General features: G+C 71.2%; 31 protein-coding genes, 2 tRNA genes and 1 other RNA gene. 11 read left to right on the forward strand and 23 right to left on the reverse strand.

The genetic code is table 11. From position 1 onward, the window contains the following. Window positions 1–100 precede the first annotated feature (100 nt). Both K7B10_RS21225 and K7B10_RS21230 read right to left on the reverse strand, forming a co-directional pair. Complete coding sequence (locus K7B10_RS21225; RefSeq protein ID WP_502974149.1) at window positions 101–1648, reverse strand: DHA2 family efflux MFS transporter permease subunit; 1548 nt, start codon at window positions 1646–1648, stop codon at window positions 101–103. Between the two features lie 110 nt (window positions 1649–1758). Further along, window positions 1759–2220: a MarR family winged helix-turn-helix transcriptional regulator gene (locus tag K7B10_RS21230; protein ID WP_229345268.1), complete on the reverse strand. Its 462-nt coding sequence runs from the start codon at window positions 2218–2220 to the stop codon at window positions 1759–1761. A gap of 168 nt (window positions 2221–2388) precedes the next feature. Here K7B10_RS21230 and K7B10_RS21235 point away from each other — a divergent pair, with 168 nt between their 5' ends. Further along, window positions 2389–2637: a hypothetical protein gene (locus tag K7B10_RS21235; protein ID WP_030857911.1), complete on the forward strand. Its 249-nt coding sequence runs from the start codon at window positions 2389–2391 to the stop codon at window positions 2635–2637. A 149-nt stretch (window positions 2638–2786) separates the two neighbouring features. On the opposite strand, the gene K7B10_RS21240 is transcribed toward K7B10_RS21235, so the two are convergent. The 10 genes from K7B10_RS21240 to K7B10_RS21285 all read right to left on the reverse strand — a co-directional run bounded on the left by K7B10_RS21240 (window position 2787) and on the right by K7B10_RS21285 (window position 9500). Continuing rightward, window positions 2787–3473 (reverse strand): hypothetical protein, encoded by a 687-nt coding sequence (locus K7B10_RS21240; RefSeq protein WP_229338092.1) that lies wholly within the window; start codon window positions 3471–3473, stop codon window positions 2787–2789. Between the two features lie 56 nt (window positions 3474–3529). Then, a complete protein-coding gene (locus K7B10_RS21245) occupies window positions 3530–4387 on the reverse strand; it encodes an RNA polymerase sigma factor SigF (RefSeq protein WP_229338093.1) in 858 nt (285 codons plus the stop codon). Window positions 4388–4606: 219 nt separating this feature from the next. Beyond that, the gene (locus K7B10_RS21250) at window positions 4607–5482 is read right to left on the reverse strand and encodes an RNA polymerase sigma factor SigF (protein ID WP_229338095.1); all 876 of its coding nucleotides are present in this window, start codon (window positions 5480–5482) and stop codon (window positions 4607–4609) included. A 221-nt stretch (window positions 5483–5703) separates the two neighbouring features. Further along, window positions 5704–5865, reverse strand: a complete 162-nt coding sequence (locus tag K7B10_RS21255; protein ID WP_165937499.1) for a hypothetical protein — start codon at window positions 5863–5865, stop codon at window positions 5704–5706. 376 nt (window positions 5866–6241) lie between these two features. Then, window positions 6242–6529, reverse strand: a complete 288-nt coding sequence (locus tag K7B10_RS21260; protein ID WP_229338097.1) for a hypothetical protein — start codon at window positions 6527–6529, stop codon at window positions 6242–6244. A gap of 211 nt (window positions 6530–6740) precedes the next feature. Next, window positions 6741–6825: transfer RNA gene (locus tag K7B10_RS21265), tRNA-Ser, on the reverse strand. A gap of 57 nt (window positions 6826–6882) precedes the next feature. Continuing rightward, window positions 6883–7374, reverse strand: coding sequence for a tRNA adenosine(34) deaminase TadA (gene tadA / locus K7B10_RS21270; RefSeq protein ID WP_030857921.1), 492 nt, complete (start codon window positions 7372–7374; stop codon window positions 6883–6885). Then, window positions 7374–7919, reverse strand: a complete 546-nt coding sequence (locus K7B10_RS21275; protein ID WP_229345270.1) for a tRNA adenosine deaminase-associated protein — start codon at window positions 7917–7919, stop codon at window positions 7374–7376. Before K7B10_RS21275 ends, tadA begins: the two co-directional genes overlap by 1 nt. Window positions 7920–8212: 293 nt before the next feature. Further along, entirely contained in the window at window positions 8213–8407 is a 195-nt protein-coding gene (locus K7B10_RS21280) for a hypothetical protein (RefSeq protein ID WP_229338099.1), read from the reverse strand. A gap of 154 nt (window positions 8408–8561) precedes the next feature. Further along, window positions 8562–9500 (reverse strand): universal stress protein, encoded by a 939-nt coding sequence (locus K7B10_RS21285; RefSeq protein WP_229338101.1) that lies wholly within the window; start codon window positions 9498–9500, stop codon window positions 8562–8564. A 191-nt stretch (window positions 9501–9691) separates the two neighbouring features. On the opposite strand from K7B10_RS21285, the gene upp reads away from it, so the two are divergent. Beyond that, a complete protein-coding gene (upp, locus tag K7B10_RS21290; RefSeq protein ID WP_030160225.1) occupies window positions 9692–10327 on the forward strand; it encodes a uracil phosphoribosyltransferase in 636 nt (211 codons plus the stop codon). 135 nt (window positions 10328–10462) lie between these two features. On the opposite strand, the gene K7B10_RS21295 is transcribed toward upp, so the two are convergent. Next, complete coding sequence (locus K7B10_RS21295) at window positions 10463–11125, reverse strand: LytR C-terminal domain-containing protein (protein ID WP_229338103.1); 663 nt, start codon at window positions 11123–11125, stop codon at window positions 10463–10465. A gap of 152 nt (window positions 11126–11277) precedes the next feature. Then, window positions 11278–11577 carry a type II toxin-antitoxin system VapB family antitoxin gene (locus K7B10_RS21300; RefSeq protein WP_030160221.1) on the reverse strand — a complete coding sequence of 100 codons (300 nt, stop codon included), beginning with the start codon at window positions 11575–11577 and terminating at the stop codon, window positions 11278–11280. A gap of 88 nt (window positions 11578–11665) precedes the next feature. Here K7B10_RS21300 and K7B10_RS21305 point away from each other — a divergent pair, with 88 nt between their 5' ends. Beyond that, on the forward strand, window positions 11666–13246 hold the full coding sequence (locus K7B10_RS21305; protein ID WP_229338105.1) for a helicase HerA-like domain-containing protein: 1581 nt from the start codon (window positions 11666–11668) through the stop codon (window positions 13244–13246). A 91-nt stretch (window positions 13247–13337) separates the two neighbouring features. Then, complete coding sequence (gene opcA / locus K7B10_RS21310; RefSeq protein ID WP_229338107.1) at window positions 13338–14276, forward strand: glucose-6-phosphate dehydrogenase assembly protein OpcA; 939 nt, start codon at window positions 13338–13340, stop codon at window positions 14274–14276. Here the strand turns inward: opcA and K7B10_RS21315 are convergent. After that, the gene (locus K7B10_RS21315; protein ID WP_229338109.1) at window positions 14273–14869 is read right to left on the reverse strand and encodes an HhH-GPD-type base excision DNA repair protein; all 597 of its coding nucleotides are present in this window, start codon (window positions 14867–14869) and stop codon (window positions 14273–14275) included. The two genes, opcA and K7B10_RS21315, sit on opposite strands and share 4 nt — an antisense overlap. A gap of 105 nt (window positions 14870–14974) precedes the next feature. Between K7B10_RS21315 and K7B10_RS21320 the strand changes: the two genes are divergently transcribed. Next, window positions 14975–15793 carry a VOC family protein gene (locus tag K7B10_RS21320; protein WP_229338111.1) on the forward strand — a complete coding sequence of 273 codons (819 nt, stop codon included), beginning with the start codon at window positions 14975–14977 and terminating at the stop codon, window positions 15791–15793. 50 nt (window positions 15794–15843) lie between these two features. Here K7B10_RS21320 and K7B10_RS21325 read toward each other — a convergent pair whose 3' ends face one another. Then, window positions 15844–16701 carry a helix-turn-helix domain-containing protein gene (locus K7B10_RS21325; RefSeq protein WP_229338113.1) on the reverse strand — a complete coding sequence of 286 codons (858 nt, stop codon included), beginning with the start codon at window positions 16699–16701 and terminating at the stop codon, window positions 15844–15846. Window positions 16702–17060: 359 nt separating this feature from the next. On the opposite strand from K7B10_RS21325, the gene K7B10_RS21330 reads away from it, so the two are divergent. Next, entirely contained in the window at window positions 17061–17924 is an 864-nt protein-coding gene (locus K7B10_RS21330) for a helix-turn-helix domain-containing protein (protein WP_229338115.1), read from the forward strand. Then, window positions 17921–18118, forward strand: a complete 198-nt coding sequence (locus K7B10_RS21335) for a DUF397 domain-containing protein (protein WP_229338117.1) — start codon at window positions 17921–17923, stop codon at window positions 18116–18118. The genes K7B10_RS21330 and K7B10_RS21335 overlap by 4 nt, the downstream gene beginning before the upstream one ends. Here K7B10_RS21335 and K7B10_RS21340 read toward each other — a convergent pair. The 3 genes from K7B10_RS21340 to K7B10_RS21350 form a co-directional block, all read right to left on the reverse strand. Then, window positions 18103–18528, reverse strand: a complete 426-nt coding sequence (locus tag K7B10_RS21340; protein WP_229338119.1) for a hypothetical protein — start codon at window positions 18526–18528, stop codon at window positions 18103–18105. The two genes, K7B10_RS21335 and K7B10_RS21340, sit on opposite strands and share 16 nt — an antisense overlap. A 245-nt stretch (window positions 18529–18773) precedes the next feature. Continuing rightward, window positions 18774–18965: a hypothetical protein gene (locus K7B10_RS21345; RefSeq protein WP_229338121.1), complete on the reverse strand. Its 192-nt coding sequence runs from the start codon at window positions 18963–18965 to the stop codon at window positions 18774–18776. 58 nt (window positions 18966–19023) lie between these two features. Further along, entirely contained in the window at window positions 19024–19590 is a 567-nt protein-coding gene (locus tag K7B10_RS21350; protein WP_229338123.1) for a hypothetical protein, read from the reverse strand. Between the two features lie 99 nt (window positions 19591–19689). Between K7B10_RS21350 and K7B10_RS21355 the strand changes: the two genes are divergently transcribed. Next, entirely contained in the window at window positions 19690–20202 is a 513-nt protein-coding gene (locus K7B10_RS21355; protein WP_229338125.1) for a PadR family transcriptional regulator, read from the forward strand. Here K7B10_RS21355 and sigJ read toward each other — a convergent pair. Beyond that, window positions 20199–21164: an RNA polymerase sigma factor SigJ gene (gene sigJ / locus K7B10_RS21360; RefSeq protein ID WP_229338127.1), complete on the reverse strand. Its 966-nt coding sequence runs from the start codon at window positions 21162–21164 to the stop codon at window positions 20199–20201. The genes K7B10_RS21355 and sigJ overlap by 4 nt on opposite strands. 112 nt (window positions 21165–21276) lie before the next feature. Here sigJ and K7B10_RS21365 point away from each other — a divergent pair, with 112 nt between their 5' ends. Next, window positions 21277–21738 (forward strand): hypothetical protein, encoded by a 462-nt coding sequence (locus K7B10_RS21365; RefSeq protein WP_229338129.1) that lies wholly within the window; start codon window positions 21277–21279, stop codon window positions 21736–21738. A 66-nt stretch (window positions 21739–21804) separates the two neighbouring features. Here K7B10_RS21365 and K7B10_RS21370 read toward each other — a convergent pair whose 3' ends face one another. The 3 genes from K7B10_RS21370 to K7B10_RS21380 all read right to left on the reverse strand — a co-directional run bounded on the left by K7B10_RS21370 (window position 21805) and on the right by K7B10_RS21380 (window position 22897). Then, entirely contained in the window at window positions 21805–22227 is a 423-nt protein-coding gene (locus tag K7B10_RS21370) for a PIN domain nuclease (protein WP_229338131.1), read from the reverse strand. Further along, window positions 22224–22439, reverse strand: coding sequence for a type II toxin-antitoxin system VapB family antitoxin (locus K7B10_RS21375; protein ID WP_229338133.1), 216 nt, complete (start codon window positions 22437–22439; stop codon window positions 22224–22226). The genes K7B10_RS21370 and K7B10_RS21375 overlap by 4 nt, the downstream gene beginning before the upstream one ends. A gap of 370 nt (window positions 22440–22809) precedes the next feature. Further along, window positions 22810–22897 (reverse strand) — tRNA-Ser (locus tag K7B10_RS21380). Between the two features lie 153 nt (window positions 22898–23050). On the opposite strand from K7B10_RS21380, the gene ffs reads away from it, so the two are divergent. Together ffs and K7B10_RS21390 are read left to right on the forward strand one after the other, a co-directional pair. Continuing rightward, an RNA gene (ffs, locus tag K7B10_RS21385) (signal recognition particle sRNA small type) lies at window positions 23051–23149 on the forward strand. A gap of 64 nt (window positions 23150–23213) precedes the next feature. After that, on the forward strand, window positions 23214–24813 hold a 1600-nt coding region (locus tag K7B10_RS21390; RefSeq protein WP_229338135.1), incomplete at its 3' end, for a DNA polymerase III subunit gamma and tau.

Genomic DNA, 24813 nt, shown 5'->3' on the forward strand with positions numbered 1-24813 from the left:
CCGGCCCGAGGCGCAGGAAACCCCCGCCGGGCGCCGCTCCCGCCCTGCCGGACAGGGGAGAGGCGGCCCGACGGGGGTCCGTGGGTACCGCTCGCTGTCGCTACTCCGCCGTGGCCGTGGCCGCCGACGCCGTCGGGGCGTGGGCCGCAGCCTTCGACTTCAGCGCGACCTCCTTGATGAACAGCACCAGGACGAGCCCGAGCAGCGCGAACGGCGCCGCGTACAGGAAGACGTCGCCGACGCCGTGCCCGTACGCGGACTCGATGACCGTGCGGAACGGCGCGGGCAGCTTGTCGAGGTCGGGGATCCCGCCGCCGGCCGTGCCGCCGTGGCCCATCGCCGCCGCCTTCGGGCCGAGTTCGGCCAGCCCGTCCTTGACGTAGTGGGTGACCCGGTTGGCCATGACCGCGCCGAGCGCCGAGACGCCCATGGCGCCGCCGAGCGAGCGGAAGAAGGTGACGACCGAGCTGGCGGAGCCCAGGTCCTCGGGGGCCACCTGGTTCTGCGTGGCGAGGACGAGGTTCTGCATCATCATGCCGAGACCGAGGCCGGTCAGCGCCATGTAGATCGCGATGTGCCAGTACGGGGTGTCGTACCGGAGGGTGCCCAGCAGCCCGAGACCGGCCGTCAGGAGGACGCCGCCGGAGACGAGCCAGGCCTTCCACCTACCGGTCTTGGTGATCACCTGACCGGAAACCGTGGAGGAGACGAAGAGCCCGCCGATCATCGGAATCGTGAGGATTCCGGACATCGTGGGGGACTCGTTGCGGGCCAACTGGAAGAACTGGCTGAAAAACACCGTGCCCGAGAACATCGCGATGCCGACGAACAGCGAGGCCGCCGAGGCGAGGGAGATGGTCTTGTTGCGGAACAGGCGCAGGGGGATGATCGGGTCGCTCGCCTTGGATTCGACGAGGAGGAAGAGCAGGCCGAGGAGGACGGCGCCGCCGGTCATGGCCGCGGTGGTCCAGGAGACCCAGCCGTACGAGTCGCCGGCCTGCGTGACCCAGATCAGGAGCAGGGAAACGGCCCCGCTGATCAGGAAGGCGCCGAGCCAGTCGACCTTGACGTCGCGGCGGACGACCGGGAGGTGCAGGGTCCGCTGGAGGACGACCAGGGCGATGACCGCGAACGGCACGCCGACGTAGAAGCACCAGCGCCAGCCGAGCCACGAGGTGTCGGTGATGACGCCGCCGAGCAGCGGGCCGCCGACGGTGGCGACGGCGAAGACCGCGCCGAGGTAGCCGCTGTACCGGCCGCGCTCGCGCGGGGAGATCATCGCGGCCATCACGATCTGGGCGAGGGCGGAGAGGCCGCCGACGCCGATGCCCTGGACGACGCGGCAGGCGATGAGCATGCCGGTGTTCTGGGACAGGCCCGCGACCACCGAGCCGAGGACGTAGATCACCAGGGATATCTGGACCAGCAGCTTCTTGCTGAAGAGGTCGGACAGCTTGCCCCAGAGCGGGGTGGCCGCGGTCATCGACAGCAGGGCGGCCGTCACGACCCAGGTGTACGAGGACTGCGTGCCGCCGAGGTCGCTGATGATCTGGGGCAGGGCGTTGGAGACGATCGTGGACGACAGGATCGCCACGAACATGCCGAGCATCAGCCCGGACAGCGCCTTCATGATCTGGGCGTGGGTCATGGGGGCGGGGGAGCCGGAGCCGGGGGTGGACGCGGGGTCGGACGTGGTCTCCGACCGGCTGCCTCCCTGCACACCGGTGGGTGCGGTGGTCGCCATGTGTTTCCTTCGGTCTAGAAGCTCGATCGGAGCCGGGTCAGCAAGGTGTTGAGTACGTCGATGTCGTGCGGGGACCAGTCGGCCAGGGCCTTTTCCAGCGCGCCGGTGTAGCGGGCGCCGACCTCGGCGAGGAGGGCGTGGCCGGCCGGGGTGAGCCGCAGGATGCGGCAGCGGCCGTCGCCGGGGTCGATGTCGCGGGTGATCCACCCGTGGTCGGCGACGTGGGCGACGTGGCGGCTGGTCACCGAGATGTCGATGGCCATGAGGTCGGCGAGGCGGCTGAGCCGCATCTCGCCGTGGCGGTCGAGCAGGGTGAGGACGGCGGCCGAGCCGGGCGGGCAGTCCGGGGGGAGCAGCCGGGCCAGGTCGCGTTTGACGGCGCCGATGCCGGTCAGCTGGCGGGCCAGCTCTTCGTAGCGCGTCGCGGGGCTGTGGGGCGTCTGCGGTGCGGGTGGTGCTGGTGGTGCTGGTGGCACGGGTGGTGCCGGGGGCGCGGCCAGCGTCCGGGCTTCGGTGGTCACGGGCTCCCTCCCCTCCTCATGTTGTTGCTTAGGGCAACCATAAGAGTGATTGGTTGCTACAGGCAAACGAATAGGGGGGTGTGGCCGGTAAAGGAATGGGAAAAGCCGCTAGGGTCCTGAGGCATGGCTGCGAACCACAACTCACAGGGACCCGAGGGCAACTACGACCCCGCGGGCAGCACTCAGATGTTCCGGGCGTTCGTCGAGGAGGCGGCGCCGACCGGGCCGGGAACCGGGGCGGGGCCGGTGGCTCCGGGATCCCGGCGGCGCCAGGCCGCGGCGCAGAGCTCGGGGTCGAAGGCCGGGCTGTGGCTGGGGGTGGGGGTCGCCGCGGTGGTGCTGATCGGCCTGGTGGCCTGGCTGGCCCTGTAATCGCGGGGGCGGGACGGGCTGGGGCGTGGTGGGGCGCCCTGCGGGCCCGCCCTCCCCACCCCAGCCCCGCTACCCGCCCTTTCCCCGCCCCGCCTTCTCCCCGCCCGGCGACCGCGGGGTCGCCGCGGTCGCCGGGCGCGCCGCGGTGGCTACGTCCAGGTCGCCGTCGTCGTCCGGGTTTCCACGTGCATGCCCAGGGGGACCCGCCAGGACTCGACGCAGATCGTGTAGGTCCGCGTCTTCGTCGTGCCCCCGGGGATCGGTGTCGGGAGGGGCTGGGTCGTGGTGATCGTGGCCCAGTCGATGCCCAGTGCGCCGATGATGTGCGTCGCGAACGTGACCGTGCCGGAAGTGGCCGGTTTCGTTCCCGTGTTGGTGAACGCCACCGTGACCTTCTCGCACCAGCGGTCCGCCGCCCCGGTGCGGGTCGGCGGGCCCAGGGTCAGGTTCGCCGGCGTGGTCGGGGGCGTCGTCCCCGGGTCGGGTGCGGGCGGTCGCGGGGTGGGCGGGACCTGCGCCGGCGGGGGCTGGGGCGGCTGTGTGGTGCCGGGCGGGGGGGCCGGGGATCCGCCTTGGGCGGAGGCCGCCGGGCTCCTCGGATCCGGGGTACCGGGCGGCGTACTCCCCGTCTTCGAGGCGGGAGGGGGGCTCTCGGTCAGTCGTCGGAGCTCCACCGGGGACTGTGGCGGTACGTTGTCGCCCGCCCGGCGTTCCGGGCCCGGGGCCACGGCGCCCGCGGCCGCATAGCCGTCACGTGCCGGGCCGCCGCATCCCGTCAGGCATGCGGCGGCCAGAGAGCAGCACAGGGTCATCAGGGTGAGCGTTCGGCGGTCCACTCGCATCGCCGTAGTTTTGCTGACCCTGCGTCAGGTGGGAACCCTTCCGGTCGCGACTACTCGCCGATCAGGCCTACGCGCAGCTGTGCCAGCGTGCGCGTCAGCAGGCGGGAGACGTGCATCTGGGAGATGCCGACCTCCTCGCCGATCTGCGACTGCGTCATGTTCGCGAAGAACCGCAGCATGATGATCTGCCGTTCCCGGGGCGGGAGTTTGGCGAGCAGCGGCTTCAGCGACTCGCGGTACTCGACGCCCTCCAGCGCGGTGTCCTCGTACCCGAGCCGGTCCGCGAGCGAGCCCTCGCCCCCCTCGTCCTCGGGGGAGGGCGAGTCGAGCGAGGAGGCGGTGTACGCGTTGCCGACGGCGAGGCCGTCGACGACGTCCTCCTCCGACACCCCGAGTACGGCGGCCAGTTCCGGCACCGTCGGCGAGCGGTCGAGCTTCTGGGCGAGCTCGTCGCTGGCCTTGGTGAGGGCGAGGCGCAGCTCCTGGAGGCGGCGCGGGACGCGCACGGACCAGGAAGTGTCCCTAAAGAATCGTTTGATCTCTCCCACGACGGTCGGCATCGCGAACGTCGGGAACTCCACGCCGCGTTCGCAGTCGAACCGGTCGATCGCCTTGATCAGGCCGATCGTGCCGACCTGGACGATGTCCTCCATCGGCTCGTTGCGGCTGCGGAAGCGCGCGGCCGCGTACCGGACCAGGGGCAGGTTCAGCTCGATCAGGGTGTCGCGTACGTACGCCCGTTCGGGGCTGTCCACGTCCAGGGCGGCAAGTCGCTGGAAGAGGGAGCGGGAGAGGGTGCGGGTGTCGATGGCTTCCGAGCGGACAGGCGCTGCAGGCAGTGCAGGCGCTGCCGGCGCCGCGCTCTTGACGAGCGTGAGCACCTTGGAGCTGCCCTGGTCTACGGACATGCCACCCCCTTGAGGTCGCGGACGGTCGCGTACGGCGCGTCCGTCGGAGGAACGCAGCCTCCACCTGAATACCGGAGGCGGGGCTGCGGCAAACGCGGTTCCAGCAGAATGTCACATGTCGGCAACACGCTGTAGCGCCAAGTCGACATATATCTCCAGCGACAGAGCGGAATGAGCCCATTCTGTGGGAAACGGCCGAGCGAGCTCCACCCGTTTCAGCTACGCCTCGATCCTGTTTGCGGACCGGAGTCGAGCGAAGCTGCGGGCGAGCAGTCGCGAAACGTGCATTTGGGATACGCCGAGCTCCGCGCTGATCTGGGACTGCGTCAGATTGTTGTAGTACCGCAGCAGCAGGATCCTTTGTTCACGCTCGGGCAGCTGTACGAGGAGGTGCCGGACGAGGTCGCGGTGCTCGACCCCGGCCAGCTCCGGGTCCTCGTAGCCGAGGCGGTCCAGCAGCCCCGGGAGCCCGTCGCCCTCCTGGGCGGCCTCCAGCGAGGTGGCGTGGTACGAGCGCCCGGCCTCGATGCAGGACAGCACCTCGTCCTCGGTGATCCGCAGCCGCTCGGCGATCTCGGGGGTGGTGGGGGTGCGCCCGTGCAGGGTGGTGAGGTCCTCGGTGGCCGCGTTCACCTGGACCCACAGCTCGTGGAGGCGGCGCGGTACGTGGACGGTGCGGACGTTGTCGCGGAAGTACCGCTTGATCTCTCCCACGACGGTCGGCATCGCGAAGGTCGGGAACTGCACCCCGCGGTCCGGATCGAACCGGTCGATCGCGTTGATGAGGCCGATCGTGCCGACCTGGACCACGTCCTCCATCGGCTCGTTGCGGCTGCGGAAGCGGGCGGCCGCGTACCGGACGAGCGGAAGGTTCGCCTCGATGAGGGCCCCGCGCACCCGGTGGTGCTCGCTCGTGCCCGGCTGAAGGCCCTTCAGCTGGCCGAACAGGACCTGGGTGAGGGCTCGGGTGTCCGCGCCCCGGCTCGGCGGTCTCGGGGGCGCTGGGGGCTCCTCAGGGGGCTCCGGTCGAGGCGGGACCGGGGAGTCCTGGGGCTCCTGCTGGGGTGGCACCTGAGGCGCAGTACTGGCCGGCACGGTCACGCCACCCCTTCATGTCAACTCATCCGTCAAAAGCGGTCATAGCATCACAAGACATGTGCACTGTGTGCAAGCACCGTATATCGCCGTGTTGAGGGCAAGTTGGGCATAATGGGGTGTTTTGGGCAGGGCTGTCCGAGGGGGTGCGGGAACGCGAAAGCCCCCCACCCGTCGGAGTGGGGGGCCGGTCGTTCGTGAGGCCGCGTCAGCGTACGGGTTCAGCGCACCAATTCGGTCATGAACGCGCCGATGCCGTGGGCCGCGTCCGATATGCCCTGGAAGCCTATTTTGACGATGTCGGCCGCCTTGACCGGCTGAGTGATGATCACGAAGAGCACGAACACGACGAGCCCACTCATGATCATCTTCTTGGTGTCCATGAGCGGTGTCGGCCTCCCCAACCGGTCCTGCTGATTCGGGTGAGTCTAACCGTTCGTCTTCGGACACTCACCCGGCCTTTATGGACCAATGACCTGGCCGTCCGGGTCCTTTGCCGCAGTACGGGCGGGTGGGGGTGGCGCAGTATGGAAGGCGAGCCCACCGGTTCTGGCAGGAAATCGGTGGGTGAGGGACAGGACCTCACTGCGGGGTCCGAGCCGCAAGCTTCCCCCTGACTGCGGTTCGGACTGGCAGGTTCCGTCCTCGTCGGGGGAAGTGGCTTGTCCCCCCGATGCCACTTCCCCCGCCCGTACGTCGAAGGCCCCGACCCCGGTCGGGGCCTTCTTCGGCTTCCGCCGGCGTCCGGGGCCTCCGCCGCTACTGGACGGCGCCGAGCAGGCCCAGGACGGGCTCCACGGGGGCGATCACGGGCGCCAGGTCGTTCGGCAGCTCCGTCACCCGGCCGAGCTTGTCCAGCTCGTTGAGCTTCCCGCCGATCTCCTGGACGGAGCCGGGCGTGGCCCCCTGCGGCATGCCCGGGGCGGCCTGCGGCAGGTCCGGGAGGGTGATCGGGGCCGGAGTGGCGGCGGAGGCGGCGGGAGCGGCGAGGCCCGCGGCGGCCCCCGCGAGGGCGAAGGCGGCGAGCATGCGCTGGGTCTTGGTCATGCCGTGACAACGGCCGAGCGGGGCGCGCGGTCACGCGGGCGTCATCCGTAGAGACGCGTCGGGGGTCCGTCAGGGTTCGTCGGGGCCGACGGAACTCGACGCAACCCGTCGGAGGCGTCCCGTTCCACCCCGTCCCGTTCCACCCCGTCCCGTGTCGGCCGGGAAAACGCCGGAAGCCCCGTCCCTTGCGGGGCGGGGCTTCCGAACGAAGCGGTAGTGGAGGGATTTGAACCCCCGATGGGTTGCCCCATACTCGCTTTCGAGGCGAGCTCCTTCGGCCACTCGGACACACTACCGAGATGGATCCTAGCCTAAGGATCGGCATCAAATGAAATCGATACCGCCGAGCCCCGTCATCGGTCCCGGAAGAAGTCCGTCAGCTGCCGCGCGCACTCCTGCGCGAGCACGCCGCGGATCACCTCCGGTCGGTGGTTGAGCCTGCGGTCCCGTACGAGGTCCCAGAGCGATCCCGCGGCTCCCGCCTTCTCGTCGTCGGCGCCGTAGACGACCCGGGCCACCCGCGACTGCACGAGCGCGCCCGCGCACATCACGCACGGCTCCAGGGTCACCACGAGGGTGCACCCCGGAAGCCGCCATTCCCCGAGCCGGGCGGCCGCCCGGCGCAGCGCCAGCACCTCGGCGTGCGCCGTGGGGTCGCCGGTGGCCTCGCGCTCGTTGTACCCGGTGGCGAGGAGCTCGCCGTCCGGGCCCAGCACGACGGCGCCGACCGGCACGTCGCCGGCCGGCACCGCCCGGGCGGCCTCCGCGAGCGCGAGGCGCATGGAGTCCCGCCACGGGTCCCGTACGGGATCGGGGCCGTGCAGGGGGTGGTGCGTGGTGATCACTAGCGGACGGCCTCCAGCACCTCGGTGGCGCCGAGGGAGTCGGCGATCTCCGAGAGGGCGTCCCCGTCGAGGGTCATCAGTTGTTTGTTGCTGACGCCGAGGTCGTCCAGCAGCCGGGGGTCGCCGAGCGGGCCGGCGGGTACCGGTTCCGCGCCGGGCGAGTCCTCCTCGTCCTCGTCGTCGGCGTCCGTGAACGCGGCGATGGTCTCCTCCTCGCCGTCCTCGGTGCCGTCAAGGTCCAGTTCGTCGAGTTCGTCGTCCTCCTCGTCGCTGCCCAGCAGCTCGTCGGTCAGCATCGAGCCGTAGGAGCTGCGGGAGGCCGCGGAGGCGTTCGACACGAAGTACCGCGGGTCCTCCTCGCCGTCCACGCGGACGACGCCGAACCAGGCGTCCTCCTGCTCGATGAGGGCGACCACCGTGTCGTCGTCGACAGCGGCGGCACGGGCGAGATCGATCAGATCACTGAGGGACTCGACGTCGTCGAGTTCCATGTCGCTCGCTTCCCACCCGTCTTCGGTGCGCGCGAGCAGTGCGGCGAAGTACACCGTGACTCTCCCACTGGTCATAGGCGTGCCGGTTGGAGGTCCCCCCGGCCGGAGGTGGGGAGGGTTGGAACGGCTGTCCTGCTCGCCGTTTCGTGCCCCGCCCAATCGGCATCGTGGCAGAAAGCGCGGCTTTGCGAGAGGTCTTCGGCGCTTGCGTCGTCCCGTGCCGTGCGCTCCGCGGGTTGTACGGGGGCAGCCGGGGCGCGCCGTGGCGGCCTCGCGGGGCCCCCGCGATCCCGCCCGGCGCCCCGGCGCGGCGCCGGTGCCGGGGCCCCGTCCCCGGGCGGCCCGGGCTACCAGCGGAACGTACGCATGCGCATCTGCTGGCGCATGCGGGCCGCACGGGCGCGGCGGGGCTGGACGCGGTCACGCAGGGCCCGCGCCTCCATCAGATCGCGCAGGAACTGCGCTCTGCGCGCCCTGCGCTGTGCCGCCGTCTCCGGCTGCTGCGGCGCGTCGTTCTCTCGGCTCGGCTTCGTGTCGGGCATCCGCCATCACCCCGGCTGGTCCGGTAGTCCTCCTCCGCCGGCGCGAAGCAGACCCCCCGCACCCCACCTTCCCCCGGATGGGGCGATTGATGCCACCCCCTCGCATCCCCCTTCGCATCCTCCTTCTCGGCCCCTTCGCAGCTCAGAGGGGTCGTCACTCGTCGTCCGACAGGGTCGGGACCACCGCCACCGGGCCGTGGGCGTGGTGGAGCACCGCGTGCGCCACCGAGCCGATCATCAGGGACCCGACGCTGCGCCGCGGGTGATGGCGGCCCACCACCACCAGGGCCGCCGACCGGGAGGCCGTCACCAGCCGCTCCGCCGCGTCGCCCGGGACCGCCGCCTGCTCCACCGGAACCTGCGGCCACCGGGCCCGGAACGGCGCCAGCCGCTCCGTCTGGGAGCGCAGCATCTCCCGCTCCGCCGGCACCGCGTTCCCGTCGTCGGCCAGGCCCTCCGGCGGGATCGCCTGGAAGGGGTTGTCCACCACCATGACCGGCGCCGGCGGGATCGCGTAGGCCGAGACCACCTGGACGGTGGTCCCCCGTGCGGCCGCTTCCGCGAAGGCGAAGGCCACCACGTCGTCCGCCGTCTCCGCGGCGTGCAGGCCGAGCACCACCCGCCCGGCGGACTGCCCGGCCCCCGCCTCGGCGCTGCGCGCCGCGTGCGGGACGACCACGACCGGGAAGGCCGCCGTGGAGGCCACGGCGCGGCTGTTCGAGCCGAGCAGCAGGGCGGCGAAGCCGCCGCGGCCCCGGGAACCCATCACCAGCATCAGGGACTGCTCCCCGGTCACCCGCAGGGCCTCCGGCACGGAGCCCTCCAGCGACTCGTACCGCACCTCGGCCGGCAGCTCGGGGGCGCCGGCGAGGACGTCGCGTACGTGCTCGGCGACGGGGTCGGCGTACTCCTTCGGCTGTGAGGGGTCGGCGAGGGAGGAGCGGCGCGCCGCGTACAGCTGGACGCTGTCGGGCAGGACGTGCGAGACCACGAGCGGGCTGCCGTGCCGCAGTGCCTCCGTCCGCGCCCATTCCAGTGCCTTGAGGCTGTGCTCGGACCCGTCGACGGCCACGACCACCGGTGCGTTGCTCATCCGTCCAGCGTGCTGGGCGTCCGGGCGGGTCGCATCCGCAGGGGATCCGCGACGATCCGCGGGCGGCGGTGCGGGTTCGGACGCACGGGGGTGCGCGCACCGCGTAGCCTTTTGACCGTGGGTCGCGAAAAAGTGCGGCCGTTTTTGCAGGTCGCAGGTCGAAACCCGGCAGCTGAGCCTTGGAGGATGTTGTGCGTTTGCAGGTCGTCGATCACCCCTTGGTGGCGCACAAACTGACCACCCTGCGCGACAAGCGCACCGACTCCCCCACCTTCCGTCGGCTCGCCGACGAGCTGGTGACCCTCCTCGCGTACGAGGCCACCCGCGACGTGCGCACCGAGCAGGCCGACATCGTCACCCCGGTCGGCCCGACCACCGGCGTGAAGCTCTCGCACCCGCGCCCGCTGGTCGTGCCGATCCTGCGCGCCGGCCTCGGCATGCTGGACGGCATGATGCGGCTGCTGCCGACCGCCGAGGTGGGCTTCATGGGCATGGTCCGCAACGAGGAGACCCTGGAGGCCTCCACGTACGCGACGCGCATGCCGGAGGACCTCTCCGGGCGGCAGGTCTACGTCGTCGACCCGATGCTCGCCACCGGCGGCACGCTGGTCGCGGCGATCCAGGAACTGATCAAGCGCGGCGCGGACGACGTCACCGCCGTGGTGCTGCTGGCAGCGCCCGAGGGCGTCGAGGTCATGGAGCGCGACCTCGCGGGCACCCCGGTGACGGTCGTGACGGCCGCGGTGGACGAGCGGCTCAACGAGCACGGCTACATCGTGCCGGGCCTGGGCGACGCGGGCGACCGCATGTACGGCTCGGCCGAGTAGGGACCGACGCCGCCGCGCGAAGCAGCCGGCCGCCCCGGAAGGGGCGGCCGGCTGCTTCGCGTTCGGCAGTTCACCGCACCGGCAGTTCACCGCATCAGCAGTTCACCGGGTCGGCGGTCCACAGGATCAGCGCGTTCAGCAGGTCTTGGCGGGGGCCGGCTGCGGGTTGGCCAGCAGGTACAGCTCCTTGTCCGCCGCCTCCTTCGGGCTGAGCTCCTTGAAGGCGTCGCCGAGGATCAGGTCGATGTCCGCGCCCTCCCGGGCGTCGGTCTGCTGCGTATCGCCTTCGAGCTGGGTGCCCAGTACGGAGAAGGCCGCCTTGTCGGTCTTGGGCGAGCCGAGCAGTATCCCCGTCCCGGGGACCTTCTTGTCGAAGTCGGCGGGTGCGTTGCCGACCTTGCCGACGGTGAAGCCGCGCTTCTTCAGCTCGTCGCCGACCGCCTTGGCGAGCCCGGCGCGCGGGGTCGCGTTGTAGACGTTGACCGTGATCTCGCCGGGCTGCGGCAGGGCCACGGCCGGCTTGGCGGCGGCCGGGCTGGCGGCCGCCGCGGCGCCCGCCCTGGGCTTCGGGGTCGCGCAGTCCTTGCCGGCGGCGCTCTGGTGTTTGCCGCTGCCGCTCTCGCCGCGGAACACGTTCATGAGCTGCAGGGATCCGTAGCAGAGCAGGGCCAGACCGAGGGCTGCTCCGAGCACGGTGAGGACGATCCGGCGGCGTCGCCGCGGTGGCCTCATACGGGGGTAGGCAGCACCCGTGACGCGGTACTTTCCGCCCATGCCGGGGGGAGTGAGCATGCTCATGGGCGCAGCGTAGTACCGCCCGCCTGCGATGCCCACCAAATGATCTGTTGATAGGGCAAGACCGACCCGAAAGGCGCAATTCTCCCGAACCGGAAGCCCAAGCGGGGCCTGGGCGGAAGCCCTTCGCGGCCTCGCCTACGGCGTGTCCCGGCTCAGTAGTCCATTTCGAGGACGCGCGCGTGCAGCACCTGGCGCTGCTGCAGGGCCGCGCGCACGGCGCGGTGCAGTCCGTCCTCCAGGTACAGGTCGCCCTGCCACTTCACGACGTGGGCGAAGAGGTCCCCGTAGAACGTCGAGTCCTCCGCGAGCAGCGTTTCGAGGTCCAGCTGCCCCTTGGTCGTCACCAACTGGTCGAGCCGGACCGGGCGCGGGGCGACATCCGCCCACTGCCGGGTGGTTTCCCTGCCGTGGTCGGGGTACGGCCGCCCGTTTCCGATGCGCTTGAAGATCACACGGAAAGCCTACCGGGCCGGTGCCTGCGGGCGCAGCCTTGCCAAGCTGGTGCAAAAGTGGCAGGCAGGGCTATTTCGGGAGTGATGTATGAGCGAGAGCACCGACCCCGCGTCCCCGGCCGATCAGATCGCCGCCGGGTACGCCTTCACCGGACCCGCGCTCGAACTGGGTGCCCTGCTGTGGGACGGGGCCTGCCTGCCGGACCGCCAGATCCGCATCCCGCTGTCGATGCTCAACCGCCACGGCCTGGTCGCGGGCGCCACCGGCACCGGCAAGACGAAGACCCTCCAGCTCATCGCCGAGCAGCTGTCGGCGGGCGGCGTTCCGGTGTTCCTCGCCGACATCAAGGGCGACGTGTCGGGGATTTCGGTGCCGGGCACGGCCAACGACAAGATCGCGGAACGGGCGAAGGAAGTCGGCCGGCCGTGGGAGGCCGCCGGATTCCCGAGCGAGTTCTATTCGTTGGGCGGGATCGGACCGGGCATTCCGCTCCGGGCCACCGTGACGAGTTTCGGCCCGGTGCTGATGTCGAAGGTGCTCCAGCTCAACCAGACCCAGGAGCAGTCGCTCGGCCTGATCTTCCATTACGCCGACACCAAGGGACTGGAGCTGATCGACCTCAAGGACCTGCGGGCGGTCGTCGCCTTCCTCGTCTCCGACCAGGGAAAAGCCGAGCTCAAGGGCATCGGCGGGCTGTCGACGGTGACGGCCGGGGTGATCCTGCGCGCCCTGACCGCCTTCGAGCAGCAGGGCGCCTCGGAGTTCTTCGGCGAGCCGGAATTCGACACCGGTGAATTCCTGCGGACGGCCCCCGACGGGCGCGGTCTGGTCTCCGTACTGGAACTCCCGGCGGTCCAGGACAAGCCGCAGCTCTTCTCCACCTTCCTGATGTGGCTGCTGGCCGACCTCTACACCGACCTGCCGGAAGTCGGGGACCTGGAGCGGCCGAAGCTCGTCTTCTTCTTCGACGAGGCCCACTTGCTCTTCAGCGGCGCCTCGAAGGCCTTCCTGGAGTCCATCACCCAGACCGTGCGGCTGATCCGCTCGAAGGGCATCGGCGTCTTCTTCGTGACGCAGACCCCCAAGGACGTGCCGGCGGACGTGCTCGCGCAGCTCGGCAACCGGGTGCAGCACGCGCTGCGCGCCTTCACCCCCGACGACGCGAAGGCGCTGAAGGCGACGGTGAAGACCTTCCCGAACTCCGCGTACGACCTGGAGGAGCTGCTGACCCAGCTCGGGACGGGCGAGGCGGTGATCACCGTACTCAGCGAGAAGGGAGCCCCGACCCCGGTGGCGGCGACCCGGCTGCGCGCCCCGCAGTCGCTGATGGGCCCGATCGACGCGGCGGCCCTCGACGCGGCGGTGAAGTCCTCGCTCCTCTACTCGCGGTACGCGGAGCCCGTCGACCGGGAGTCGGCGTACGAGAAGATCAGCGCCGAGCAGGCCGCGGCCGAGGCGGCGGCGGAGGCGGCCGCGGCCGGGGCGGAGGCCGAGAAACGGGCCGAGGAGGCGGCCAAGGCGGCGCGCGGCGCGCCGAAGCCGGATCCCTCGCTCGCCCAGCAGGTGGTCGGGAGCGGGCTGTTCCGCTCGTTGGCCCGGTCGATCGGGACCCAGCTGGGGCGGGAGATCTCGCGCTCGATCTTCGGGACGGCGAAGCGGCGCAGATGAGGACCCCGCCGCTTGACAGGTGATGGATTCCGGCGGCCGGATCCTCCGCCGGGGTGCCGCCGGGGGCCTCGGCGCTGACAGACTTCCACCCATGCGGACCGAACTCACCGACACCACGTCCAGCAAGATCGACCGGGCCCTGCTCGATGCCCGCCGGGCCGTCGGCAGCCCGACGATGGGCCTGGTGCTGACGCTCGTCATAGCGACCGACGAGGAGAACGCGTACGACGCCGTCCGCGCGGCCTCGGAGGCCTCGCGCGAGCACCCCTGCCGCATCATCGTGGTGATCAAGCGCACCTCGCGCGGCTCGCACAAGCTCCGCCAGACCCGCCTGGACGCCGAGCTGCGCGTCGGATCGGACGCCGGGACCGGGGAGATCGTGCTGCTGCGCCTGCACGGGGCGCTCAACGAGCAGGCGGGCTCGGTCGTCCTCCCGCTGCTGGTGCCGGACGCGCCGGTGGTGGCGTGGTGGCCGGCCGACGCGCCCGCCGACACGGCGCGGGATCCGCTCGGCGCGCTCGCGCAGCGCCGGATCACGGACGCGGAGGCCACCGCCGACCCGGTGGCGGAACTGGACCGGCGGGCCGCCTCGTACGCCCCCGGGGACACCGACCTCGCCTGGACCCGGCTGACGCCGTGGCGGGCGCTGCTGGCCGCCGCGGTGGACCAGAAGCCGCTGCCGGTGACGGGCGCGGCGGTGGAGAGCGAGCCCGACAACCCGAGCGCCGAACTGCTGGCGCGCTGGCTGGAAGGCCGGCTCGGGGTACCGGTGGAGCGGGTCGCCACGAACGGGCCCGTGATCACCCGGGTCCGGCTGGCGACCAGGGAGGGCGAGATCACCGTGGACCGCCCCGACGGGGCGCTGGCCACGCTGATCCTGCCGGGCAGCCCCGACCGCAAGGTGGCCCTGAAGATCCGCAGCATGGCCGAGCTGATCTCGGAGGAGCTGCGGCGCCTGGACGCGGACGAGGTCTACGCGTCGGCGCTGCGCGGGCGCCCGGCCCGGGCTCTGGCCCCGTCTGCTCTCTAACCGCCCTTCTCCGCCTTGGCGGCCTTGGCCGCCGCCTTCATCTCCTGTTTGTGCGCCCGCACCTTCGCCAGGGACTCCGGCCCGGTGATGTCCGCCGCCGAGCGGTAGACGTTCGCCGGGCCGTAGCCGCCGGCCGCCTCGCGCCAGCCCTTGGGGCGCACGCCGAGCTGCTTGCCCAGCAGCGCCAGGAAAATCTGGGCCTTCTGCTCCCCGAACCCGGGCAGCTCCTTGAGCCGCTTCAGCAGCTCCTGCCCGGTGCCCACGCCGCGCCAGACGGCCTCCGCGTCCCCGTCGTAGTGCTCCACCAGGTACGCGCACAGCTGCTGCACCCGCTTCGCCATCGACCCGGGGTAGCGGTGCACGGCCGGCTTCTCGGAGAGCAGCGCGGCGAAGGCCTCCGGGTCGGCGGCGGCGATGGCGTGGGCGTCCAGGTCGTCCGCCCCCATCCGCCGGGCGATCGTGTACGGGCCCGAGAACGCCCACTCCATCGGCACCTGCTGGTCGAGCAGCATGCCGACGAGCGCGGCGAGCGGGCTGCGGCCGAGGAGCTCGTCGGCCTCCGGCTGCTGGGCCAGCCGCATCGTGATGTCCATGGATCCAGCCTCCCGCGTGGCCGCCCTCCACGCGCGGTCGGCGCACCGCGGGCCTAGCGTGAGAACCGCGCAAAACCGACGAAAAGACACAGGAGTCGATCGATCATGGCTGAGTTCCCGGAAGGCGCTCCGTGCTGGGTGGACGCGATGTTCAAGGACGTGGAGGGCGCCAAGACCTTCTACTCCGACGTGCTGGGCTGGACCTTCGGTGACGCCTCCAGCGAGTACGGCAACTACACGCAGGCCTACTCCGACGGCAAGGCGGTGGCGGCCGTGGTGCCGCCCATGCCGGGCGCCGACGCCCCCTCGCAGTGGTGCCTGTACTTCGCCTCGCCCGACGCGGCGGCCACCGCCGAGAAGATCAAGTCGGCCGGCGGCCAGCTGATGGTGGAGCCGATGCAGGTCGGCACCTTCGGCACGATGGCCATCGCGAAGGAGCCGAGCGGCGCGGTCTTCGGGGTCTGGCAGCCGGGCGAGCACAGGGGCTTCGAGAAGATCGGCGAGCCGGGCGCGTACGCCTGGGCGGAGGTCTTCACCCGTGACCCGGCCAAGGCGGACGGGTTCCTCTCGCAGGTCTTCCCGTACGAGGCCCAGACGATGGAGCCCGGCGACGACCCCGAGACGGCCGGGATGGACTTCCGGATCTACAGCGTCGGCGGCAAGGAGCACCCGGTCCTCGGCCGGATGAAGATGGGCGACGAGTTCCCGCCGGAGATCCCCCCGTACGTCCAGGTCTACTTCGGGGTCCCGGACTGCGACGAGGCCGTGGCCAAGGCCAAGAAGCACGGCGGGGCCCTCCACTTCGGCCCGATGGACAGCCCCTTCGGCCGCTTCGCGGCGCTGACGGACCAGCAGGGCGCGGCCTTCGCGGTGATCGACATGGCGAAGACGACGGGCGAGATGCCGAAGTTTTCGGACGCGTAGCCGTCCCTCGGGGACGGAGGGGGCGGGGCCGCCGACCGGTGGCCCCGCCCTCACGCGCAGGGTGGTCGCGTGACGGTGCAGCCCTTGCAGGTGCCGGGGGTCGGGCTGCGGAAGGCCCGGTCGCACTTCTCGCAGGTCTGGAAGGGGGCGGGTGGGGCGAAGGGGGTTCTGCGCGGGAGCGGGGTCAGGTCGGGCGGTAGCTGGGTCCTCAGGCGGTGGGCGATCAGGCCGGGCGGGTTGCGGGGGTGGTCCGGGAGGTTCGCCGTGAGGGCGCTGATCACCGCTTGAAGGGTGGCCCCGCGTTCCAGCCAGGCCTCGACGCCGCCCGCCAGGCGTTGGACGTCCCGTTCGCCGAGCAGCAGGCGGGGGTCGACCCGGCGGAGTTCGGCCAGGAGTTCCTCGGCCAGCTGCCTGCGGGCCGGGTTGTGCGGGTTGCGGGGCGCGGGGAGGGCCGCCGCCGGGGGCGGCGGGCCGGGGTCGGGTGCGGGCGGCGGTTCGGGCGCCGGTTCGGGCCTCGGCTCCGGTGCCGGCCGGGGCGCCGGCTCGGGCTTCGGCTCCGGCAGGGTGACGGCCTTCGGGGCGTTGCAGAACACCGTACGGGTGACGATCCGCCCGTCCGGGAGCTTCTCCTGGAGCCGCCGCAGGTACCCGTACGCCTCCAGCTCGCCCAGCGCCTTTCCGATCGCCTTCTCCCCCAGGGGCAGCTGCCCGGCCAGGGCTTTGATGCCGACCGGGGTGCCGCGGGGCACGGACTGGATGTACGAGGCGAGGGCCCGCGCGTTCATCGACAAGTGCGGGTGCCGGATCAGGTCGTTGCTGACCACGGTGAAATTGCGGGTCTGCCGGACGTTGGCGTGTTGAACGCCGTACGCGGCGCGCGAGGGCGCGTTAGAGTGCTGGAAAGCCATCGGGAAGTTGGATCCTTCTCGTGGTCAGGCCCTCGTCGGGATTGCGAGTCCCGGCGGGGGCCGCCTTGTGCCCGGAGTTGTCGCGGCGAGCATATGCCAGGCAACCGGCATGAAATCCAGCCGAGTTGGAACCATTCACCCGTGTGAGTGAGCGTTGCTCCGGGGAGGCTGGAGGGGTTGGGCGGGAGTTTCTTTCTCTTGGTACTTCCAAAGACAAAGCGTCGTGCCGCACCGGGTCGCGCCCGAGCGCGACCCGCCCGCGGGGGCGGCCCCGCACGAACGTCCACGACTTTGTCCAAAGCTGTCGAGACTGCCTCAACGCGAGTGACGGGTAAGGCGCGTTGAGGAGGTGGGTGCGCATGGGCGTGGACGTGGACGGTGACGGTACGGATGAGCACAGCTGGTCCGTGGACCCCGAGGACGAACAGGGCGCGGCGGTGGTCGCGGCCCTCGGCCGGCAGATGCGGGCGAGGCGGGAAGCGCTGGGGATGCGGGTCGGCGACCTGGCGGCGGCGATCCAGTATGGCGAGGCCCTGATCTACAAGGTCGAGGGCGGCAAGCGGATCGCCAAGCCGGAGTATTTGGACAAGGTCGACGATGCGTTGAAGGCCGGGGGCCTGATCCGGGCCATGGCGGAGGATCTTGGTCGGGTCCGATACCCGAAGAAGGTTCGAGACCTGGCAAAGATGGAGGGGCAGGCCGTTGAGATCGCGGTGTACCGGATTCACGGCATCCATGGCTTGTTGCAGACGGCGGAGTACGGGCGAGCCCTGTTCGAGATGAGGCAGCCTGCCTACTCGGAGCAAGAGGTCGAGCGGTTTGTAGCGGCGCGGGAGGCGAGGCGGGTCGTGTTCGACAAGGTCCCGGCGCCAACGCTCAGTTTCGTCCAAGAAGAGGGCACGCTGCGCCGACGTATCGGGGGCACAATGGTGTGGCGTCGGCAGCTCGAACATCTGCTTGAGGTACTCCAGTTGCGCAACATCTCCTTCCAGGTCATGCCGCTTGACTGCGAGGTCCATGCAGGAATGGACGGCGGGATCGAGGTGCTGAAGTTCGATGACGGATCGGCTGTTGGCCGCTCGGACGGAGCGTTCAATGGACGTCCGGTCTCGGACGCCAAGCGACTTCGGATCCTTGAGCTGCGGTATGGAATCATCCGAGCCCAGGCTCTCTCGCCACGGGAGTCCCGGGCGTTTGTTGAGCACTTGCTGGGAGAGACATGATGCGGGACTTGGCCTGGTTCAAGAGCAGCTACAGCGATGGCAGCGAAGGCGACTCCTGCGTCGAGGTGGCGGCCTGCCCCGAAGCCGTCCGTGTGCGGGATTCCAAGGTGCTCGACGGGCCCCAGCTGGCGCTCACGCCGCAGGCCTGGGCCGGCTTCGTCGCGTACGCGCGCGACGATCAGGCCTTCTCGTAGGCGGCGTGGGAGGTCGCGCGGTAGCAGCGGGAGTTGACGGTGAAGTCGAGCGTCGGCTCCAACGTCGCGGTGTGGGCGGTGACCGTCACGAAGAAGTGTTCGGCCTCGTTCGAGGCCTGGATCTCGGGGCCGTCCTCACTGATCCTCCAGCCGTTCTCACCCAGCGCCTTCCGCAGGTTCTGCATGCCGGCGTCGTACTGGTCACTGGTCATGCCGCCCACCGACCAGCGGTGTTCCAGGGCGTACAGGTCTTGGCCGTACTCGTCGCAGACCACGACGCTCACGCCTGTGCGGGGCTCGGTGACCTTGCCCTTGACCCCGGCCATCTCCAGCAGGCGGGCGGACACCTCCCTCGTCTTCGCGCGCGCCGGGTCGGGATCCATCCGCTCCGGCGTGTAGGGGAGTTCCATGATGTTCGAACACCCCACGGACAGCGCCAGAAGCGACGTGAAGACGACCGTGAAGGCACGCCTCCTACGGCATGCCCGGGTGGAGCGTCCCATTTCCATGATTCGTCGCATCATCCGCTTCTCCGGGAAGAAGACCGATGCGTCGGCCCGTCCCCTGGTGGTCCCTGGTCCTGACCGTACTCCCGCACGAAAACGCAGAGGACCTCTACGCGGCACTGCGCTGCGCCTGACGCCGCGCGCCGGCGTCACGGGACGGCGACGTACACCTCGGTCGACTTCACCCGCGCGGTGACGATCCAGACGAAGGAGTTCCGTACGGAGGTGGCCGTTCCGTTGCCCGCGGGCGGCTGGGGCCGGGGCTCACCGGCCAGGGCCTTGGCGAAGGCGGCGAGCGCGACCCCGTCGAAGGACCGCCCCCCGTCGGCGGCGCGGCGCACAGGCAGCCGCCCTCCGTCGGCAGGTGCCGCCTTGGGGCGCAGGGGTTCAGGAAGGTGCTCAGCGCGGGCCGGTCTCGCCCTTGGCCTTGGCCTGCGCGGCGGCGACGTAGCGGACGGTGAAGAGCATGGGGACGACGAACCCGGCGGCCTGGACGAGCGTGGCGGCCGTCGAGTGGCCGTGGCCGGCGTGGGCGAGGGCCGCGAGCGCGCCGGCCGTCACGGCGAAGGCCGCGGTCCACGCGCCGGTGATGACGGCGTTGGCCCGGATGAACGGCCGCAGGCCCCAGACCTCGCGGGGGGTGGTGCGCTTGGCGATGCCCAGGGTGAACGGCCTGCCCACGAGCAGCGAGACCCCGGCGATGACGGCCAGCGTGGCCGAGGAGAGGGTCGCCGAGTAGTCGTGCACGCCCGAGTGGGGGTCGGTGAAGGCGATGGCCGTCAGCGCCGCGAAGAAGACCGCGGAGCCGATCTCGATGATCAGCGCGTCGAAGCCGGCTCCGGTCCGGCGCTGCTGGACGGTCACCGCCACCGCCGCGACGAGACCGGCGAGCGCAGCCCACTGCCACTGGCCGGACGGAAGCACCGCGAAGACGATCCACGGAAGGAAGGTGCGTACGTACGACATCGGAGACCCCCGGCTGAGTGGCTGACGTTCCTGTTCTGACATGTCGAAAGTAGATGTTCCAGAACTGACATGTCAAGAATGGAATGTAAGGTGAGGGTCATGAGCCTTCGACACGCCCTTCTCGGACTCCTGTCAGAGCGCCCCGCCAGCGGATACGACCTGCTCAAGCGCTTCGAGACCTCGCTGGCCAACGTCTGGCCCGCCACCCAGAGCCAGATGTACACAGAGCTGTCCAAGCTCGCCGACGCCGGGATGATCAGCGTCTCGGCGCAGGGCCCGCGCGGGCGCAAGGAGTACACCCTCACCGACGAGGGGCTGGCCGAACTGCGTCACTGGCTGACCGGGACCAAGCCGCAGCGCAACACCCGCAGCGACATCCTGCTGAGGGTCTTCTTCCTCGGCGTACTCACGCCCGAGCAGGCGCGCGGCTATCTCGCGGAGCTGACGGAGATGTCCGAGCAGGAGTACGAGGGCCTGCGGCAGCTGGAGGAGTCCATCGACTGGGGCGACGATCCGCTCTCGGTCCACGGCAGGATCGCCCTGGAGTACGGCCTGCGGTTCAACGCCATGCGCCGGGAGTGGGCCGAGTGGGCGGCCGGCCAGATCCGCTAGCGGGCCACTCCCCGGGCGGTGTCCCGGTTCCACGCGCGGAGTTTCTCCGGGTTGCGGACCGCCCAGATGTGCGTGACGCGGTCGGCGGCGAGGCCGAACGCGGCCACGGTCACGGTGGTGCCGGCGTGCCGGGCCACCAGCCCCGGTCGGCCGTTGACCGTCCGCTCCAGGAGGGTGAGCCCGGGGGCCTTGGCGGCCATGTGGATCAGGTACTGGGCGATGCGCTCGCCGCCCTCGACCGGGCGGAGCGCGGCGCCGACCAGTCCGCCGCCGTCGGTGACCATCGTGGCGTCGGGGTCGAGGAGGCCGACGAGGGACTTGATGTCCCTGGCCTCCCACGCCTCCTTGAAGTGCCGCACGAGATCGGCCTGCCCGGCGGCCGTGGCCGCGGTCGTGGCGGCGGTCGGGGCCGTGGCGGAGGTCGCGGTCGCGCCCGCCGGGGCGTGTGCCGTACGGACGCGGCGGCGCGCCGAGACCGCCAGCTGCCGGCAGGCGGCCGGTGACCTGGCGATGATCTCGGCGATCTCGGCGAAGGGGTACCGGAAGACGTCGTGCAGGACGAACGCCACGCGTTCGGCCGGAGTCATCGACTCCAGCACGACGAGGAAGGCCATGCTCACCGACTCGTGCAGGGCGACCCGGTCGGCGGGGTCCTCCGGCCCGCCCGTCCACTCCGTACGGTCGGGCAGCGGCTCGGGGAGCCACGCGCCGACGTAGCGCTCGCGCCGGACCCGCGCGGAGCCGAGCAGGTCCAGACAGATCCGGCCGGCCACCGTCGTCAGCCAGGCGCCGGGTGCCTCGACGGCCTCCTGCTGCCGCGGCGACATCGCGTACCAGCGGGCGTAGGCCTCCTGCACGGCGTCCTCGGCCTCGGCCACCGAACCCAGCAGCCGGTAGGCGAGGGCGATCAGGCGGCGCCGCTCGCCGAAGATCGCGCGCGGGTCCGGACCGGAGGTGCTCACGGCAGCGAACGCTCCCTGTTTCTCTCGTCCGCCTCACATTTCGCGGGCCTGCGTCGTCGGACTGTCGAGACAGTACCGAGCCACCGCCGTGAGGCAGAAGAGGGGACGCACCATGGCCACCCGGACCACCGCAGACCGCGCGACCGCGGAGGGGGCGACCGCGGACGGGGCGACCGCGGAAAGACGCACCCGCACGTTCCTGCGGGTCTCGATCGCCCTGCAGACCCTGGCCGTCTTCTTCCAGGCGGCCACCGCCGGACTGCTGCTGTCCACGTCCTACGGCGAGACGCTGCACGGCGTCGGAGCACGTGTGATGTACGGCGCATCGATGCTGTACGTGATCGCGGCGGTCCTGGCGTGGAGGCCGGGCGGCGGAAGTCCCCGCCCCGTCCTGTACGCGTCCGGCTTCCTGGCCCTCGCCTCGGCGCAGGTGGTGCTGGGCATCGCGCACGTACCGGCGCTCCATGTACCCCTGGGGGTGCTCATGTTCGGCCTGAGCGTGCTCGCGCTGGCCCGGGGAGCGTCGAGGGGCCCCACCGCGAGCGGTGGGGCCCTTCGACAACGTGCCCGGTGAGGCACTGGCGGAGGGTGCGAGATTCGAACTCGTGAGGGGCTGGCCCCAACACGCTCAAGCATGGGCCTACTTGCCGGCCTCCGGGCCGTACCACTGCATGGCTTGGCCGGTGACAGCCGCGATGCACTCGAAATCGTGGTCGCGGTGCAGGAGAGTCAGCCCCTGCAGTTCCGCGGTGGCGGCAACGGCGAGGTCCACCGCGCCCGCACTGCGGTGCTGCCCGCGCTGGGTCAGTAGCTCCTGGACCTGCCACGCGCGGTCGTACGCCCGGTCGTCGACGGGCACCCAGCCGAACAGCAACCGCATGTCCTCGATGCCGCGGGCGCGGTCTGCGGCAGATCGGGCACTGTGGAAGAACTCCAGCTCGGTGATCGGGCAGGTTGCGATGAGACCAGCCGCAGCCGCCTGATCCCAGCCGTACTGTTCGGCGTCGCCGTGCAGGAACCGCGCGAGCGCGCTGGTATCGATCAGGAACTGTGCCGCGCTCACCTTCGGTAGTTCCTCTTGTCCTCGAAAAGGGCCAGATCGAACGCATCCTCTCCGGCGGCGGCCCGCAGCCGAGTCAGCGCGAGCGCACGCCGGCGGTTCTCCAACACCTCACGCAAGGCGGTGTTGACCGTCTCCTTCTTGGTGCTCGTCCCGAGCGCCTGAGCCACGGCGGCCAGCAGCTCGTCGTCGAGGTCGATCACTGTTCGACTCATTCGAACACCTCCTGTGATATCAACTTGCCCATCGAGTATATCCAGCGTGATATCTGCGGTCGAGCTCGTCTGGAGATCACAAAATGCGGCATGCGAGCTGCTGACTTCGATCTTTGGTGGCGGGCATGGTGATGAGCAGGGCGAGGAGGTGCCCGGTGCTGTGGATCTCCATCGCGGCAGGGGTCCTCGTGGCCGTAGAGCGTGCGAGGTGCCTGCTGGTGCAAGTCCGGAAGCTCCTTGCGGAGCTCGCCGAGGTGATTCGGGCGTGGCGCCAGGTCCGGCGGCTGCTGAGGCGGGGTCGCCATGACGGGGAACGCAGAAGGCCCCGGCCGGTTTCCCGGTCGGGGCCTTCAAGTGCCCGGTGAGGCACTGGCGGAGGATACGAGATTCGAACTCGTGAGGGGTTGCCCCCAACACGCTTTCCAAGCGTGCGCCCTAGGCCACTAGGCGAATCCTCCGCCGCAAACAATACAAGACGTTGAGGGGTGCTCGCGAACGTGATCGCCGACGGGGGATCCGGGGGGAGACCTGGGCGGGTTCCCGGTCGGTCCTCGCCGGGTTCCGGTCGGGGGCCGGGTCGATTCCGGGGGCTTCCATCCGCTAGGGTGGGGCCCAGCCCCTCACGTGGCGCTATCTCACCCAACTCCCCCAGGGCCGGAAGGCAGCAAGGGTAAGTGGGCTCTGGCGGGTGCGTGGGGGGCGCTTTGCGTTCCGGGACGGCCTGCGGCCGTCGGCGGGACGTCTTTGTCGGCGGGCCCGGATAACCTCGTAGACGTGTCGTCCCTTGCGCTGTACCGCCGCTACCGCCCCGAGTCGTTCGCCGAGGTCATCGGGCAGGAGCATGTCACCGTCCCCCTGATGCAGGCCCTGCGGAACAACCGGGTCAATCACGCGTACCTGTTCAGTGGTCCGCGAGGCTGTGGCAAGACCACCAGCGCGCGCATCCTGGCGCGCTGCCTGAACTGTGAGCAGGGTCCCACTCCCGAGCCCTGCGGGGAGTGCCAGTCCTGCAAGGACCTGGCGCGCAACGGGCCGGGCTCGATCGACGTCATCGAGATCGACGCGGCCTCCCACGGTGGCGTGGACGACGCCCGTGACCTGCGGGAGAAGGCCTTCTTCGGGCCCGCGTCCAGCCGGTACAAGATCTACATCATCGACGAGGCGCACATGGTCACCTCGGCGGGCTTCAACGCCCTGCTGAAGGTGGTCGAGGAGCCGCCGGAGCACCTCAAGTTCATCTTCGCGACGACCGAGCCCGAGAAGGTCATCGGGACCATCCGGTCCCGTACGCACCACTATCCGTTCCGGCTCGTGCCGCCCGGGACGCTGCGCGACTACCTGGGCGAGGTCTGCGGGCGCGAGGGGGCCAAGGTCGAGGACGGCGTGCTGCCCCTCGTCGTGCGGGCGGGCGCCGGCTCCGTGCGCGACTCCATGTCCGTCATGGACCAGCTCCTCGCCGGTGCCACCGAGGACGGTGTGACGTATGCCATGGCCACCTCCCTGCTCGGGTACACCGACGGCTCGCTGCTCGACTCCGTCGTCGACGCCTTCGCCTCCGGGGACGGGGCGGCCGCCTTCGAGGTCGTCGACCGGGTGGTCGAGGGCGGCAACGACCCGCGCCGGTTCGTCGCCGACCTGCTGGAGCGGCTGAGGGACCTGGTGATCCTGGCCGCCGTGCCGGACGCCGGGGAGAAGGGGCTCATCGACGCCCCCGCCGATGTCGTCGAGCGGATGCAGGCCCAGGCCTCCGTCTTCGGGGCCGCCGAGCTGTCGCGCGCCGCCGACCTGGTCAACAGCGGGCTCACCGAGATGCGCGGTGCCACCTCGCCGCGGCTCCAGCTGGAGCTGATCTGCGCCCGGGTGCTGCTGCCCGCCGCCTTCGACGACGAGCGGTCCTTCCAGGCCCGGCTCGACCGGCTGGAGCGGAGCGGGTTCACGCCCGGCGCCGCCGGTGGGGCCGGAATGGCCGGAATGCCCGCCGCCCCGGCCGGCGGGCCCGTCATGGGTTACGTGCCCGGGCCCGAGGCCCACGGCATGGCCCCCGCCGGGCCCGGCGGGGCCGTCGCGGCCGCGCGGGCCGCCGCTGCCGCCGTACGGACGCCCGAGCAGACGGCTCCGCCCGCTCCGGCGCCCGCGCCGGAGCGGACCCCGGCCCCGGCCCCGGTCCAGGCCCCGCCGCCGGTCCAGGCTCCGGCTCCCGCCGCCGCTCAGGCTCCCGCTCCGGCTCCCGCCGCCGCGCCCGGGGCGTGGCCCGGAGCCGCGCAGCCCGGTGGCGCAGCCGCCCCCGGCGCCTGGCCCGGAGCCGCCGCCCCGGCTCCGGCGGCACCCGCCGCCGGGGCCTGGCCCAGCGCCGCCGCGCCCGGCTCGGGCCAGG

Source organism: Streptomyces flavotricini (assembly GCF_020639365.1).
GTDB classification, from domain to species: Bacteria; Actinomycetota; Actinomycetes; order Streptomycetales; family Streptomycetaceae; genus Streptomyces; species Streptomyces flavotricini.